This window comes from Ehrlichia minasensis (assembly GCF_004181775.1).
Taxonomy (GTDB): domain Bacteria; phylum Pseudomonadota; class Alphaproteobacteria; order Rickettsiales; family Anaplasmataceae; genus Ehrlichia; species Ehrlichia minasensis.
Genome location: NZ_QOHL01000026.1, coordinates 1 through 16,273, shown reverse-complemented (window position 1 = coordinate 16,273; position 16,273 = coordinate 1). Strand labels below are relative to the sequence as shown.

The following is a 16,273-nucleotide window of genomic DNA, read 5'->3' as shown; positions in this document are numbered from 1 at the left end:
CGTCAATGTTGTCTTACCATGATCAACATGCCCTATTGTACCTACATTTATATGCGGCTTCCTTTCTTCTACCATAAACAAATACCTTTACATCTTAAACCATTTCACAAATAAAGAGCGGATAGTGGGAATCGAACCCACATTATCAGCTTGGAAGGCTGGAGCTCTACCATTGAGCTATACCCGCATAACCGTGGAGGAGGTAGGATTTGAACCTACGTACACGTTAGTGGGCAGATTTACAGTCTGCTGCCTTTGACCGCTCGGCCACTCCTCCTAAAAACACTAACGCTAACCTAACATCCTTTATTAATTAACACAAAAAAATAAAAAATGATACCAAAAAAATTTAGATTAGAATTGATTTAACTAAATTAAAGATTACAATATGTCAACATCTAATTACAAAAAATCACACTTAATTACTAAATTTTTATGAATAAAAACAAGATATGGATTTATGGGAAACACGCATGCATTGCTGCGTTACAAAATAAAAACAGGGAATGTCATGAAATGCTAGTAACAGAAAATATTACAAAAAACTATAATGAAATAATCAAAATTTCAGAATTATGTAAACAAAGAAATATAAACTTGAAAACAGTAAATCTAAATTACATCAATTCTGTTCTACCACACAATAGCAATCATCAAGGCATTGCTTTAAAGGCATCCACTATAAATCCAATCACAATAGAAGAAATATTAAATAGTACCACAACAAACTCAACAATAATACTTTTAGACCAAATAACAGATGTCCATAATGTAGGTGCAATTATTAGATCAGCAGTCTGTTTCAATGTAGATGCTATCATACTCCCTTATCATAACTCACCATCAGAAAATTGCGGTATGTCAAAAACATCAAGCGGCGCTATAGACATGATACCAATTGTATACGTAATAAATCTTGTCAGCACAATAAGGTTACTTAAAAGTGCAGGATACTGGTGTTATGGATTTGATGCAAAAAAAGGAGAATTCTTACACAAAACAAAATTCGATAACAAAAAATTAATAATTTTCGGATCAGAAGATAAAGGGATGCGCAAGTTAACAAAAGAAAATTGTGACTTTTTATTAAAAATTGCAACATCAAATAAAATCGATAGCCTCAACGTATCAAATGCAGCAGCTGTAGCATTATATTCCATTTTCATACAAAACTATGACCACACGTTCCAATAATTTCGTTATAACAATTGACGGTCCTTCTGCTTCTGGAAAAGGAAGCTTAGCAAGAGAATTAGCAAGTTTTTTTAATTTTCAATACTTGGACACAGGTAAATTATATAGGATAATAGCTTCAATCTTTGGAATATCAGCACAATACAACTTAAAAATTGATAGTCACTTAGAAGAAAAGATATTATCACTACTACTAGAAGACAGTAATGCAGCATCCTACCATAATGAAGATATAGGTAAAATTGCTTCAATTTTAGCACGACATGAACACATTAGACTTGCCCTACTACCTATACAACGTCAAATTATTTACTCAGCAAAACCAGGGATAGTTCTAGATGGAAGAGATACATCCTCTGTAGTATTCCCTGAGTCAGATTTCAAAATTTTTATTACAGCACAAACATCCATCAGAGCACAAAGAAGATTCAAAGAAATGTTATACAAAAAAAAAGAAATGTACAAAAAGATACATCAGAAAATAGTACAAAGAGATATTAGAGATACTTATAGAAAATTTGCACCTCTAATAAAAGTAAAAGATGCATTATATGTTAATACTTCGTATATGAATAAAGAACAAGTATTTCTATTCATCAAAGAAAAAATAAAAACCTACTTGTAAAGTGTAATAAATAATAATAATATGATTTTCACTGCTTTGCTAATTTTAAAATAGGCTATGTTTTATGGAAAATTTTCAAACAAAAACAAATTTAGGACCAGAAGACTACTTACAAAATATAAAGAAAATAAAATCTAATAAATTTATTAGCCACAATCTTGAAGCAGAAGATTCAGAAGATGATAATAGTTCAGAATTTCAAAATGCATTAAAAGAATTCATAGATGACAGTGTCAAAGAAGGGCAAATAATAGAAGGAACTATTGTATGTATAGATAAAGGATATGTAACAATAGATTCAGGGCTAAAATCTGAAAGTATTGTTTCACTAAAAGAATTTGAACTTGGTGACGACTATCAAAATATTGGTATAGGATCAAAGGTAAAGTTATATTTAGAAAAAATTGAAGGACGCAATGGTAGTGTAGTATTAAGCAGAGAAAAAGCTATTAGAGATGAATTATGGCAAAAATTAGAAGAAGCTGCAGAAAGAAAAGAAGATGTCGAGGGTGTAATATTTAGTTCTATTAAGTGTGGTTACACAGTTGATATAAAAGGTGTTGTAGCATTCTTACCAGCAAGTCATGTAGCTTTAAGACAAGTTAAAGATATAACACCATTATTAGGAAAAAAACAGAAATTTCGCATATTAAAAATGGATAAAAAGCAAGGGAACATTGTAGTATCAAGAAAAGCTATATTAGAGGAATCTCTTGCAGATGCCAAGAGCCTATATCTCAGCCAACTAAATGAAGGAGACATCATTGAAGGTAAAGTTAAAAGCATTACTAAATATGGTGTATTCATAGAAATACATGAGTCACCCTCAGTTGGTGTAGTTGATGGGTTATTGCATATAACCGACATATCATGGAGCCGTGTCAGCCATCCTTCAGCTGTCTTTTCATGTGGACAAACAGTAACAACAAAAATTATAAAAATTGACCGAGAAAATAAAAAGATTTCTCTTGGTGTTAAACAATTAGAAGAAAGTCCTTGGTCAAATATTGAGAAAAAGTATCCTGTCGATAGTATCCATAAAGGTATTGTAACAAGTATAGAAGATTATGGTGTCTTTGTTGAATTAGAAACAGGCATAGAAGGATTAGTTCACGTATCTGAAGTAAGTTGGACAAAAAATTCTTTACCTATAAATCAGTTATTCATGAGAGGTGAAGAAATACAAGTTAAGGTATTAAGTATAGACACAGCTAAAAGTCGTATGAGTCTTAGTATGAAAAGGTGCCAAGAGAATCCATGGCAGGCATTCATATTAAAATATCCTTTAGGTTCTGTTGTATCAACAAAAATAAAAAATATTACAAATCTTGGGATATTTGTTTCATTTGAAGACAGTACACTTAATGATGGTATTGAAGGATTAATTCGTACTACAGAACTAAGTTGGTCTTTATCACCAGAAGCAGCAGTTAAAAAATACAGTATTGGAGATTCTGTAGAAGCAAAAATATTAATGATAAACCCAAATAAAAGTAAAATAGATCTTGGCGTGAAACAATTAGAGTATGATCCTTTCCTTGATTTACTTAAAAAGACTAATTTAGGGGATAAAATACCAGTCACAGTGACAAAAGTAGTTGAGGATACTGGTATATTAGTTGATGTATTTAATGGTTCAAATAGTTTTAACCTTCTAATAGAGCAAGAATATTTACCTGATAATAAAAAGTTTTTCCCAGGTGACAAATTAGAAGCAGAAGTATTATTAATTGAAACTTACAATATGGTATTGTCACTTAAACATTAAAAGGTTTTATCTTATGCCTGACCAGTTACTAAAAATAGAAATACTAAACTCCAAAATAAAATTATGGAGGTTTTTAGTTTTTTTAATGGCGTTTGTATCATTAATATTATGCAATTACATTGATACATCAAAAGTTAGCAATTTTTTAGATAACAAATATATAGCTAAAGTAAATATAGAAGGAAAAATTGAAACCAATGAGGACATGGATACCTTACTAAAAAAGATTGCTAAGGATGAACATGTTATAGGTTTAATATTAAATATTAATAGTCCAGGTGGATCAGTAACAGGTAGCGAAATCTTATATCAAAACATACGGAACATTGCAAAAAATAAGCCAGTGGTTGCCGTGTTAAATGATTTAGCAGCATCAGGTGGATACATGGCTGCAATTGCTGCAGATTATATAATAGCTCGTCACACTACTATTACTGGTTCAATTGGTACACTGATGCAGTATATTGGTGTCAGTTCACTAGCAGAAAAAATAGGTATTCATTTAAAGTCAATAAAATCCTCAAATTTAAAAGCAGCAACATCACCATTTGAAGAGTTTACAAAAGAGAAAGAGGAATCTATACGTCGTATTGTTAATGAATCATACAATTATTTCATTGACATAGTGGCAGATCGTAGAAAGATGGAAAAGAGTCAAGTACTAAAAATAGCAGATGGAAGCATATATACAGGGTCGGAAGCATTATCCATAGGATTAATCGATCAAATTGGTGGAGAAGATGAAGCAATGGATTGGTTTCAATCACAAAATGTTAGTACACAAAAGGTGAAGGTATTATCAAAAAAACCACATCTATCTGTTCTTGAAAGTATAAGTTCACTAGTATTACAGGTTATTCAATTATTATATTAACAAATAAATTTTATGTTAAAATCACACTTAGTTCAACATATCTCAAAAAAAAATCCTTCTCTTAGTGAGGAAATAGTATCGAAAATATTAAATATATTTTTCTCACTTATTATAGAGTACTTAAAGAATGGCTATAGAGTAGAATTAAGAGGTTTTGGGTCTTTCACAGTAAGGAGTTATAATATAAAAACTGCTAACACAAGATTAACAAAAAATAAATACAGAAAAGTATATTTTAGAGCCAGTAATAAATTTATAAAGCTCATAAATCAATAGCTACAGCTCAACATTAAATTGTTAGGTAGGTCTTCTTATATGGAACAAATAAGTAATTCAGAATTTCAGCAGAGTATAGATGAAGCATTTGACAAATTGGAATCTTTATTAATACAAAAATTAAGTCACAAGAAGAATAACACATCACAATATAAAGCAGATATTGCATTACTTATTGAAGAAAAGAATACACTAAGTCAACAACTTATAGATCTAACAAACGAATGTAATAAATGGAAAGAAGCATGCCATGAGGTAGTCACCAGATTAAATTACACTATAGAAAATGTAAAAGCTATTTTACAAAAGGAGCAAGTAAGTGAATAACTATAATCCACAGGTTATTGAAATCACTGTTAGAAACAATACATATAGAATAGCATGCAACAAAGGAGAAGAATCACATTTGCTTAACTTAGTAGATAAGTTTAATACATTAGTTAATTCAATATCAAGTGCAGAAAAAGGTAAAGGTTCTGATGCACTAATATTTTTATTAGCAGCACTAACATTAGAAGATGAAAAAAATGAGCTAAAAGTTCAATTAAAAAAAATAAAAGATGAAATGTTAATGTACAAGAAACATTTTGATGATTATTTAAAAATAAAAAATTATGTCAATGATTTTGTATCACATACTTTACTAAGAATAGAAAAATTAAGCAATAAGTTAGAAGAATATTTTTAGGATATTAATTTTTGATATACAATTTAAAGTATTATCTGTATAGTTTATGATATAAAGTTTTAGTATATTAAAAATGTTATATACATTTTATATAAAATAAATTATAATTTTAATAATTAAATAGTGGAGTAACAAATGGCTAAATTAGTATTTGATATTGAGAATGCACCTCAGAAGTTAAAAAATTCCTTATTTTGTGGATTCAAAGGTTTCTTTATTTTTAACTTAGCTGCTATTACTATGCTAGAATCTTCACTTGCTACAACACATTTAACAGGTTATAGAAAGCTAGCTGTTAATAGCGCATACACAAAAGCAAAACATCAACTTAAACATCACATTGTACCATTTTTTGAAGTTACACTTGTTATGCCTTTATTTGTTCTTCTGACTCACTATCTTGGAGATAAAATGTTTGGTACTTCATCTACAATTACAAGGTATGCTGCATGTATATTAACATGTATGCTAGTGATGATACTCATCTGTCTCACGTTAAGGTTATTGGGACAAAGGAAAGACCAATGCTGTGGTGTGATAATGCACCCAATATATAGGAGCAGTAGTGCACATACTAACGAATTCGTCTATTTTAGAGGACCTAATTATCACACAAGTACAAACAGCACCGCACAAGAAACATCTAATACATCACGTATTATATTAAGTATATTAATTTCTTTATTACTAACTCCTTTCTTCTTATTAAAATCAGCTATAGAACTAGCTTGTTGTGTAATAGAAGCGCTAGAGCTGCCAATTAGTTTTCTTTTTGATTTATGCAACTTGTTACAAGACACAGTACAGGATAGAACAGGTTATCATGTTATTAGAGGTCCTAGAAATACTGACAGGTTCACGTATTCTAGAAAGACAATAAACAATCTCTCTAGTTTTCTATACGCAGGGCTTCGAGACTTAATAGTAGGATGTAGCTTAGGGATACTCAACGCTAACATAATTGAACAGCATGGAGACTTGGTTTCTCCTATATCATTGCTTGATAACACACTTCTGGAAGCTGGTGTTCTGAACACAACATCACGCACCTAGGTATAAAACTATCTTTTTCTTGATAACTAATATTATATATGCTACTTTATTAATGTTATAATAATTAAACCACAAGTGTTAAAAATAGCAGTAGTACTATTTAATTTAGGTGGCCCTCAGTCAATTTCTGAAGTAAGGTCGTTTTTATTCAACTTATTCTATGATAAAAATATTATAAATTTAGCAAATCCACTAAGATTTATCTTAGCAACATTAATCTCATTTTTCAGAAAGAAAAAAGCAATAGGGATATATAAACACCTTAATGGGCAATCACCAATATTAAAAGAAACAAAAACACAAGCTTCTTGTCTTGAAAATATATTGAATTATAACAATGATAATCAATATAAAGTCTTCATATTCATGAGGTATTCGCAGCCCTCAGCTAAGGACACAGTAGAATCTGTATGTCAATACAATCCAGACAAAATAATTTTACTACCTTTATACCCACACTATTCAACAACTACTACACTATCAGCTATTCAACACTGGAATTACTACATCAACAAAAGTAAACTCCAATTCCCCACTTCAACAGTCTGTTGCTATTATAACAATACAAACTATATAAAAGCACAATGCCAGTTAATTATAGAAAAATATCAAGAAGCACAAAAACATGGCTTACCAAGAATATTATTCTCAGCACATAGTTTACCACTAAGCATAATACAACAAGGTGACCCATATCAACACCAAATAGAACAAAATGTATCACTAATTATTAAGTTTTTAAATATACCTGCACTAGATTATAAAATATGTTATCAAAGTAAAGTTGGACCAGTAAAATGGTTAGAACCCAGCACAATATCAGAAATCAATCAAGCAAAACAAGATAATGTACCTATAGTACTAGTACCTATATCATTTGTCTCAGAAAATTCTGAAACTTTAGTAGAATTAGATATAGATTATAAAGCAATAATATCAAAAGAAAATATGTTCTTCAGGGTTCCAACATTAAGTGACAATGAATACTATATCAAGTGTTTAAAAGAAATGTGCATGCAAGACCACAAGAATGTTTGCCCTACCCAATGTAAAAGGTGTTTTAGGTATTTGACAAATAATTACTTATAAGAAAAACTCACATAAGCATATATGAAATAAAAGTATTTTACTTTAATTTCATAAAAAGGATATTTATATAAATAATAATACAAAATCTATTAAATTACTAAAATAACAATGCAACTACAATAAATAGTCTACTTTAATAAAAAGGACTACATCTATTTAAATTATCGTTATAATAACAGAGAATGATACTATGGATTCACTATAGAACATTCCACTTGCAATTTCTAAACTACATATCGTTAGCCTTACACTACTGTAACTCAAAGTAGATAAATAAAATCTAAATTATAACAATAAAATAGCAATTTTAAGTAGAATATAAACTTATAATCACATTATAAATTAAGCAATATTAGATCTAATAGAATTTATAACAAGTATTTTCACACAATTTTATAACCACATATCACTATTCTCTACACCATTTCAACTCAAAGCAAACATACAACATTTATAAAACAATTGCAGTAATCAACTATTGATTTTGAACAGAACATAAACTCATAATCACATTATAAATTACAGAAGATTTAACATAATTCATAACAAGTACTCTTTATAATGCATTTAATCTATTTGTAAATACTGTATTAAAAATATTTAAAACAACTATGTTATATGCAACTCCATACAGCATATTTATATAATCACATTAATGTATAATCACTAAACATTATAGTAGGATGAAGAACGCATTTCCATTAAACGAGAAATTGTACGTTGAAAATCTATAGGCACTTCTTGCAAGTAATATAATAATTGAGGCTCTACAGTTAGAGCACAAAAAATTTTAACTCTGTTTTCATATAATTCATCTATTAAAATAGTAAATCTACGCATCTCATTTTGATTATAGTGATTAAACACAGGAATACCTGCAATAAATATTATTGAAAAATTACGCACTATTTCTTGATAATCTGATACCCATAAAGGCTTTCCGCATAATTCATCAAAATTAAACCATGCAGTATTGTCAAAGACTTTTTTTACTTCAATATCTCTCCCAAAAACATGTAATGTTACAGAATATATTTTCTTATTACTTGCCATTTTAACAAACAATTCAGATAACTTTGCACTGGAATTATCACCTATAAAATACACATCATTTATTCCTAATTCTTTAACAGCACGATAATCTTGTTCACCAGATAAATGAACAACATGCATTCTATCAATAATCAATGATATTGCAGGTTCAAAAGATTGTTTCTGAATACCATCTTGATAAAGCTCTATAGGAGCATAATTTGAAGTCATCATAACAATAACTTTCTGATCAAAAATAATAGAAAATAATCTATATAATATCATAGCATCACAAATATCGTATACTTGTATTTCATCCAAACACAATAAATCCAGGTTATGTACTATTACCTTTGCAACTTTGTAAAGTGGATCTTTAACACTAGATAATTTAAATTCATGTAATAAAGTATGTACTTCTTTCATAAACTGATTGAAATGTTGCCGTTTTTTCCTCTCTATTCTGCAAGAATCATAATAGAGATCTGTAATCATTGACTTTCCTCTTCCCACCTCTCCATGTATATATACTCCAATCTTTTTTAATTTTTTTTTTACAGGTAAAAAACAACAAATTTTTTCAACAGATAAGTATGGAACTAACTTTATTAACAATTGAACTTGCTGCTCATCATAAGTAATTTTACCATTATCCACCATAGAATAGTAAGCATTTAAAACTTCTTTCATTTTTTATTTATCTATAAAACATCAACATACTTTTTAATACAGTTTACAAAAAAGTTATCTTTATATTTTCAACATTTTATTCTATATTTATAATAACTAAAATCTCAACTTACAGATTATTTAACAGCAAAATTGAAAGTTATACAAGTTGAGATTTCCATGTAAATTATTACACAAAATTATGATTATATCATCTATAGTTCAAGCTACTACTAATAAGAAATTCAGGATACTGATCAAACTTTTGTACTTGCACAACACTCAACCAATAACATACATGATAATGATATAACAAACATCACAACAATAATACTTTTATAGGATTAACTAAACTCTCAGATTATTTAACAGCAAAATTGAACGTTATACAGGTTGAGATCCGCTTTATCTAACTTCTAGACTTATCCTGATTTAAAGCCTTACTAGCTGAGATAATCTTCTTTGCCTTATTTTGAACATTTAAAGGATTATACCCTGCAAAATGACATACAGTTGTAAAATCTCTTGAAAAGTCATTCAGCCAATTAATTGCTTTAATTTTTTCAAGTTTATTTTCCATTCTTCTATAATTAGAAGTTGAATCAATGATTGCTTGAAGTATAACAGCTTTCCACATCGACTGATAAGACATATACTCATCCAATACACTATTATCACGTACACAATCCGTATATTCTACATCACATGTACTATCATATTCATAAAAATTTAATGTATCATAATTCATAATTAACCTCTCTTGTTAAAATATTTTTATTCAAAACTTAGGAAAAATAAAAAGCAAGAGTTGGATAAATCATTTATAAAATTGATTTTTTTGAAATATCTTTATATTTCTAATACTATTTCAATACACTGATATCAATAGCAAACAATCATATCGAAAAATTATGTAAGAAAAATTTCATCTATAGAATCATGATAATACATATATTCATATTAACATTTTCAGCATAATAAATAATGTCACTCTTGCATTATAACTTGAAAATTATACAACATATGTACTTTAAAGCTGATCACATTCTATATGAATATTACAAAAAACTCAGTACATAAGTAAACTTATTATAAAAACTATTAATAACTTAAATATTTTTTAATAATTAACATGATAGCAACCTGTACTATTATGTTACATAACCTAAATCTAGCATTACGCAAATCAAAGATTACAAACTTAAACATCTTTTCAAGATTTCACTTAATATTACTCTATATTAATAGTAGGTTGCGCACCTTGCTCTGAAATTAAAGATACTAAAAGGTTGTTCACAAGTTTAACCTTTTGCTCATCAGAAAGGTTAATCTGATACTGTGATTCAAAATGTCGCAATATTTCATCTACCATAATAATAGCATTTCTGACTATATATCCCCTAGCATTAGTAATAGCCTTTGCTTGCTGTCTTCTTAACATAATTTGAGCTATTTCAGAAGAATAAGCTAAATGTGATATTCTCGCATCTTCTACAACAATACCTACAATACCTAACCTATTTTGCAACATGTCACGTAACTTAGATGAGATTTGCGCAGAATTATTACGCAAAGATTCACTATTATCTTCAGCATCATATGGGTAGCTACCTGCTAATTCTCTAACAGCAGTTTCACTTTGAATATTAATAAACTCCTGATAATCACTAACATTTAGGCAAGCTTTTGCAGGACTTACAACTTTCCACACAACAACAGCAGCTATTTCTATTGGATTTCCATTAAAATCATTTACTTTAATCTTACTTGTACTTACATTTCTTACTTTTAATGAAATTGACCTCATACGAACAAATGGAACAGTCCAGAAAAACCCTGACTTAAATACAGTACCAATATAATTTCCAAAAAATTCAACAACCTTTGCTTCATTAGGGTTATTTACAAAAAATCCATTCGGAATGATAAAAGCACAAATTAACAATACTAAAGACATTGGTAAAACAATGTAAAAACTGCCATAATATATACCAGATAGCAATAAACATATAAAAACAATCCCATAAAGTATTACTGAAAACCCATTAATGTACGCTAATTTTTTATCATGAAATGCTTTACTATTCATGACACACCTCCCATATTGACAACTCAATAAAAATCTCTATAAACTGTATATAAAAGACATCGGTATAGCACACATTATCAATTAAACAAGCTCAATTACATAAGTTATTAGATAAAGCCATTAAATATCAAAAACTTTAAAATATCTTTATTACAGTCATTAAATTACAGTAATCAAGTATTGATTTTGAACAGAACATAAACTCATAATCACATTACAAATTACAGCAACATTAGTTTAATATAATTCATAACAAGTACTCTTCATAATGCATTTAATCTATTTGTAAGCACTATATTAAAAATATTCAAAATTTTCTAAACAATTATGTTATATATAACTCCACACAGCATATTTATATAATCACATTAATGTATAATCACTAAACATTATAGTAGGATGAAGAACGCATTTCCATTAAACGAGAAATTGTATGTTGAAAATCTATAGGCACTTCTTGCAAGTAATATAATATGCTCTATAGTTGAGCACAAAAAAATTTACAAAACAACTATTTTAATACTTCTTAACATCCAATTAGGTACAACACCTAACATTTATAAAAATGACCACACATAAATACAATATGTAATAGCACAACATTACTCATGCAATTATAATGAATTGAGTAGTGTAATGAAAAATTAAATAAATTGGCAACTTAACCTACATTCTAAATATGGTTAACACTTAAAAAAACTATTTTACGTAATAACAGAACTACCATTACAGTGTTACATTTGATTAACTAATGAAATGCTAAAAACTTATGCTACTTCACCTACACTCTATGGAACAACACATTTTAAATAATACTACAACAAGCATAAATACTATATATATTCTGACTTCTCATCATTATTTAATAACTCACAAGATTCTAAAAATTTAAATACATAATAAAAAATTTATACTCAAACTACTCATTACAGATACTATATATGACACTACACTACTTCACAGCAAGTATAGCATGCGCTATATCTATACTTCTGTTTCTTATAGCAATACTCAAAGGAGTCTGACCATCATAATTATCAAAATTCGGAGTAGCACCTATTGATAATAAAAACCTTACTATATCAATCTTTTTTTGTTTTACAGCATAAGTTAATAAATTATCACCTACATCCAGAGTGCGTACTTCATTCAATATAGTTGTTAAACTTACACCTAATTCTTGAAGCTTATTAATTAAAGACCTTAAACCAGAAACATCATTTTGTATTATACAATAAAAAACCTGTACATAATAATCTGTAACACTATATATTTTTGGAAGGTGTTCATTCATTTGATCATATTCCCCTTTTTCAATTTGCCATATAACCCCTCTTGTAAACGGCCATTTATAAGAAATATTACTTTTTTCTACATTACTTTTCTGCTTTTGAAATGTACTTTTCAAGACTTCAGGAGTTTTTTTTTACCATCAGACTTATCCTCACCTGTTTTACCCTGAGCACTCAATTTATTACTTTCCTCACCATTATTAGGTACACTATCATCATTATCTTGCTCTGTGTCATTTTGCACATCATTTTCTTCATCATCCATCAGATCATCATCATTATAAATGTCATCTTCATCCTCATATATATCATCTTCATCATAATAAAAATCATCATCCTCATCATAATCTTGATCATAATCTAAATAAGGTCCTTCATTTATCTTTTCATTATCATTGGTTTCAGCATCATAAACATTACCATCAGAATTTAAATCATCTGCAAATCCAATAGCCGCATTAATAAAACTTACCATTATTACGAATAGAAACAACTTTCTCATGCAACTCTCTCTTAATTAATAAACCCTTTTATTTAATAATAACTACTGCTATAAATATAATTTTCTATTAACACTAAAAATAAAAATATTGTGGATTATACATTACATGAAGAATATTGCAACCAATCCTTTTTATAATTTCATATGGATATCTGCATCAGCCGGAACAGGCAAAACAAGAACATTAGTCAATAGAGTCCTAAGATTACTAATCACAGGACATAAAAACATACTTTGTTTAACGTTTACAAATGCAGCAGCACATGAAATGACAGAACGCATACACTCAATCTTAAGTACTTGGACTATACTAAAAAATGAAGAATTAAAAAAAGAATTACAAGACATTATCCCAACCAATATAACACTAACAGAATATAAAAGAGCAAGAGAATTATTTAATAATTTACAAAATTTATCACTCTCAATAAAAACTATCCATAGCTTTTGTTATCAATTAATATCTACTTTTCCAATAGAAACAGGAATTTCACCAAATTGTACAATCAAGGATTTTTCAGAATCTTTTCCAAGAATCTTTTATAAATTATTACATGATCCAACAATAAAAGATCACTTCTCAGCTATTTCACATGAAATAACAGAGGTCACAATTTATGAGTTACTATACAAAATACTAAGTAAACAAGATTATAATCTCAATAAAGACTTGTTATACAAGAAACTGAACGTTCATAACACAGTAACTGACCAACCACCACCTACTGATAACCATCAACTTAATTATCTAATTAAAATTCTTAGTGAAGGAAGTATCAGAGATAAAAAAAATAGTGACAAATTAGTCAACTGGAACACACTATCACAAAAATACAAGCTACAAAAATTAAATGAGTATATAAAAATATTTATTAACCTACCATCACTAGAAAAAAAACCTATATCATCAATCATTACAAAAAAAACACTGGCCAATTTTCCTGAAATAGAAAAAATTATTCTAAATACACAAGAAGAAATACTGAATTTTATCAAAATTTTTTATACAAACAAAATAGCAGAACGTACTACACATATTATTGAGATTGCAAAATGTTTCATAAAATTATATCAACAAGATAAACAAAAACTAAACTATTTAGACCATAACGACATTATAAATTTAGCATTAAATTTACTTACAAACATAGAATACAAAGATTGGATACTATTCCATCTAGATAGTAAAATAGATCATCTACTAATTGATGAATCTCAAGACAATAGCATAAAACAATGGAATATTATTTCACAACTATGTCATGAATTCTTTTCTGGTGTAGGTACAACAGAAGAATCAAGAACATTATTTATCGTAGGAGATATAAAACAGTCAATATATGGTTTCCAAAACGCAAGACCTGACTATTTTGAGCCTATGTGCCATTACTTTACACAACAAAGTACTCAACCTAAAATATTACACTTAACACAATCATTCAGATCAACACCACCTATTTTAAAATTAGTAGATAGAGTATTTAACAATCTTCGACAAGAAATATCATTTAATACAGAAAAAATAGAACATGAAATCTTTAGACAAAATGACTTAGGGTATGTAGAAATATGGCCCATAATTGACATTAAACATCATAAACACTTCTCATTGGATTTCGAAAATCAAACTTACCCAGACCAAAGCTTATTACTTGCATCAACTATTGTTAACAAAATTCACACATGGATAACCAATAAAAGAATTTTATTAGCAAGAAATCGTCCTATAACAGCAGGTGACTTTTTAATATTAGTTAGACACAGGACTTGCTTTATAGATCATGTCATAACAGCACTCAAAAAACTTGATATTCCTACTTTGGAAAGAGATAAATTTAAAATAATGGATTACATAATAATACAGGATCTTGTAAATCTAGGAGAATTTTTACTATTACCAGAAAATGATTTAGCTTTGACAGGTTTATTAAAATCACCAATCTTTGAATTCAACGAAGAACAAATTTTTGAACTTGCATATAATAGAAATCAACAATACTTATGGGAAGAATTACAATTAAAATTTAGTAACATATCAAACTACTTAAAACAATTAATTAATATATCCAAATTGCACAGTCCTTTAAACCTATATCACTACATTGTATCGGAACATCAACATAAATTTATAAAACGTTTAGGACAGTCAAGCACAGAAATAATAGGAGAATTCATCAATTTATTAATACAATTTGAATCTAACAATCTAAATTCATTACAAGCATTTATATACTGGATAAAGAATACTAATCCAGAAATAAAAAGTGATATCAATCACACAAAAGATTACGTAAAAATTATGACAATACACAATGCGAAAGGGATGGAATCACCTATAGTATTCTTATCAGATACTACAACCATTCCAAAAAGTGAAACTCAATTAGTATTTGATGAAGAATATACACCATTTTGGATACGGAATGATATTAATGACTTATGTGAAAACTTGAAAACTCAACAAAAAACTCAAGAATACAACGAATATTTAAGATTACTTTATGTAGCCATGACAAGAGCAGAAGATGAATTATACATTACCGGAACATCACCAGTACAAAATAAGTCTTGGTACAATATCATCTACAATACAAATATGTATAAGAAAAAATTTATTGACTTACAACCAATGATAAAAGAAAAAGCAGAAGTTTTATATCTTGATGAATAGTAATTTCAACATTACTTTAAACAAATATTTCGACAATTATCAATGCAAAGACAGGCTAAAAACATATGATTAATTCAACACAATAATCAACATTCTATTATAATTATAAAGTTATCATATACTACTATAAGACTTTCACTTCTTATCCACTATAATAACTCATCACCAATAATAAATATCTTATGACATTATTATTTTTTAACTTTTTATATTCATTCACTACAACATACCATCATGTATCTAATATTAATAAATCAATGTAATAATCAATTGACCATTATTCAAAATACTTATAAATGTAGGTTGACAGACATTTTAACTTACAAAAAAATATGTGTTTCAGTAATAAAACATCTATTTAAAATACTAACAGTACAGTACATTATTACAGCTTTATACAATAACATTACACACAGTTCAAACAATCACTGCAATTACCTATTGACCATTA

Annotated in this window: 16 protein-coding genes and 2 tRNA genes; 10 read left to right on the top strand and 8 right to left on the bottom strand. The window is 28.2% G+C overall.

Features of this window, described 5'->3' with window-relative positions:
• The 3 genes from DRF75_RS04400 to DRF75_RS04390 form a co-directional block, all read right to left on the bottom strand.
• A partial coding sequence (locus DRF75_RS04400) for a GTP-binding protein (protein WP_240729889.1) occupies positions 1 to 75 on the bottom strand: 75 nt, incomplete at its 3' end.
• 41 nt (positions 76 to 116) lie between these two features.
• Positions 117 to 187: transfer RNA gene (locus DRF75_RS04395), tRNA-Gly, on the bottom strand.
• A gap of 7 nt (positions 188 to 194) precedes the next feature.
• Positions 195 to 277 (bottom strand) — tRNA-Tyr (locus DRF75_RS04390).
• A 158-nt stretch (positions 278 to 435) separates the two neighbouring features.
• On the opposite strand from DRF75_RS04390, the gene rlmB reads away from it, so the two are divergent.
• The 9 genes from rlmB to hemH all read left to right on the top strand — a co-directional run bounded on the left by rlmB (position 436) and on the right by hemH (position 7,567).
• A complete protein-coding gene (gene rlmB / locus DRF75_RS04385) occupies positions 436 to 1,194 on the top strand; it encodes a 23S rRNA (guanosine(2251)-2'-O)-methyltransferase RlmB (protein WP_045171240.1) in 759 nt (252 codons plus the stop codon).
• Positions 1,175 to 1,819: a (d)CMP kinase gene (gene cmk / locus DRF75_RS04380; protein ID WP_045171241.1), complete on the top strand. Its 645-nt coding sequence runs from the start codon at positions 1,175 to 1,177 to the stop codon at positions 1,817 to 1,819. Before rlmB ends, cmk begins: the two co-directional genes overlap by 20 nt.
• Before the next feature lie 64 nt (positions 1,820 to 1,883).
• On the top strand, positions 1,884 to 3,587 hold the full coding sequence (locus DRF75_RS04375; RefSeq protein ID WP_045171242.1) for a 30S ribosomal protein S1: 1,704 nt from the start codon (positions 1,884 to 1,886) through the stop codon (positions 3,585 to 3,587).
• Positions 3,588 to 3,600: 13 nt separating this feature from the next.
• Positions 3,601 to 4,461, top strand: a complete 861-nt coding sequence (gene sppA / locus DRF75_RS04370; protein WP_129992731.1) for a signal peptide peptidase SppA — start codon at positions 3,601 to 3,603, stop codon at positions 4,459 to 4,461.
• Positions 4,462 to 4,473: 12 nt separating this feature from the next.
• Positions 4,474 to 4,737, top strand: a complete 264-nt coding sequence (locus DRF75_RS04365; RefSeq protein WP_045171243.1) for an HU family DNA-binding protein — start codon at positions 4,474 to 4,476, stop codon at positions 4,735 to 4,737.
• Positions 4,738 to 4,776: 39 nt separating this feature from the next.
• Positions 4,777 to 5,064, top strand: coding sequence for a DUF4164 domain-containing protein (locus tag DRF75_RS04360; RefSeq protein ID WP_045171244.1), 288 nt, complete (start codon positions 4,777 to 4,779; stop codon positions 5,062 to 5,064).
• Positions 5,057 to 5,425: a cell division protein ZapA gene (locus tag DRF75_RS04355; protein WP_045171245.1), complete on the top strand. Its 369-nt coding sequence runs from the start codon at positions 5,057 to 5,059 to the stop codon at positions 5,423 to 5,425. Before DRF75_RS04360 ends, DRF75_RS04355 begins: the two co-directional genes overlap by 8 nt.
• 135 nt (positions 5,426 to 5,560) lie before the next feature.
• Positions 5,561 to 6,478 carry a hypothetical protein gene (locus DRF75_RS04350; protein WP_129992730.1) on the top strand — a complete coding sequence of 306 codons (918 nt, stop codon included), beginning with the start codon at positions 5,561 to 5,563 and terminating at the stop codon, positions 6,476 to 6,478.
• 75 nt (positions 6,479 to 6,553) lie between these two features.
• Positions 6,554 to 7,567, top strand: coding sequence for a ferrochelatase (gene hemH, locus DRF75_RS04345; RefSeq protein ID WP_045171247.1), 1,014 nt, complete (start codon positions 6,554 to 6,556; stop codon positions 7,565 to 7,567).
• Between the two features lie 666 nt (positions 7,568 to 8,233).
• On the opposite strand, the gene zapE is transcribed toward hemH, so the two are convergent.
• From zapE to DRF75_RS04320, 5 genes are all read right to left on the bottom strand, one after another.
• Positions 8,234 to 9,289, bottom strand: coding sequence for a cell division protein ZapE (gene zapE / locus DRF75_RS04340; RefSeq protein WP_045171248.1), 1,056 nt, complete (start codon positions 9,287 to 9,289; stop codon positions 8,234 to 8,236).
• A gap of 388 nt (positions 9,290 to 9,677) precedes the next feature.
• Positions 9,678 to 10,016, bottom strand: coding sequence for a hypothetical protein (locus DRF75_RS04335; protein ID WP_045171249.1), 339 nt, complete (start codon positions 10,014 to 10,016; stop codon positions 9,678 to 9,680).
• A gap of 483 nt (positions 10,017 to 10,499) precedes the next feature.
• Positions 10,500 to 11,357, bottom strand: a complete 858-nt coding sequence (locus tag DRF75_RS04330) for an SPFH domain-containing protein (protein WP_045171250.1) — start codon at positions 11,355 to 11,357, stop codon at positions 10,500 to 10,502.
• 952 nt (positions 11,358 to 12,309) lie between these two features.
• The gene (locus DRF75_RS04325) at positions 12,310 to 12,765 is read right to left on the bottom strand and encodes an ankyrin repeat domain-containing protein (RefSeq protein ID WP_200887588.1); all 456 of its coding nucleotides are present in this window, start codon (positions 12,763 to 12,765) and stop codon (positions 12,310 to 12,312) included.
• Positions 12,762 to 13,151, bottom strand: coding sequence for a hypothetical protein (locus tag DRF75_RS04320; protein ID WP_045171251.1), 390 nt, complete (start codon positions 13,149 to 13,151; stop codon positions 12,762 to 12,764). Before DRF75_RS04320 ends, DRF75_RS04325 begins: the two co-directional genes overlap by 4 nt.
• Positions 13,152 to 13,257: 106 nt before the next feature.
• Here DRF75_RS04320 and DRF75_RS04315 point away from each other — a divergent pair, with 106 nt between their 5' ends.
• Positions 13,258 to 15,822, top strand: coding sequence for a UvrD-helicase domain-containing protein (locus DRF75_RS04315; protein ID WP_045171252.1), 2,565 nt, complete (start codon positions 13,258 to 13,260; stop codon positions 15,820 to 15,822).
• Positions 15,823 to 16,273 lie beyond the last annotated feature (451 nt).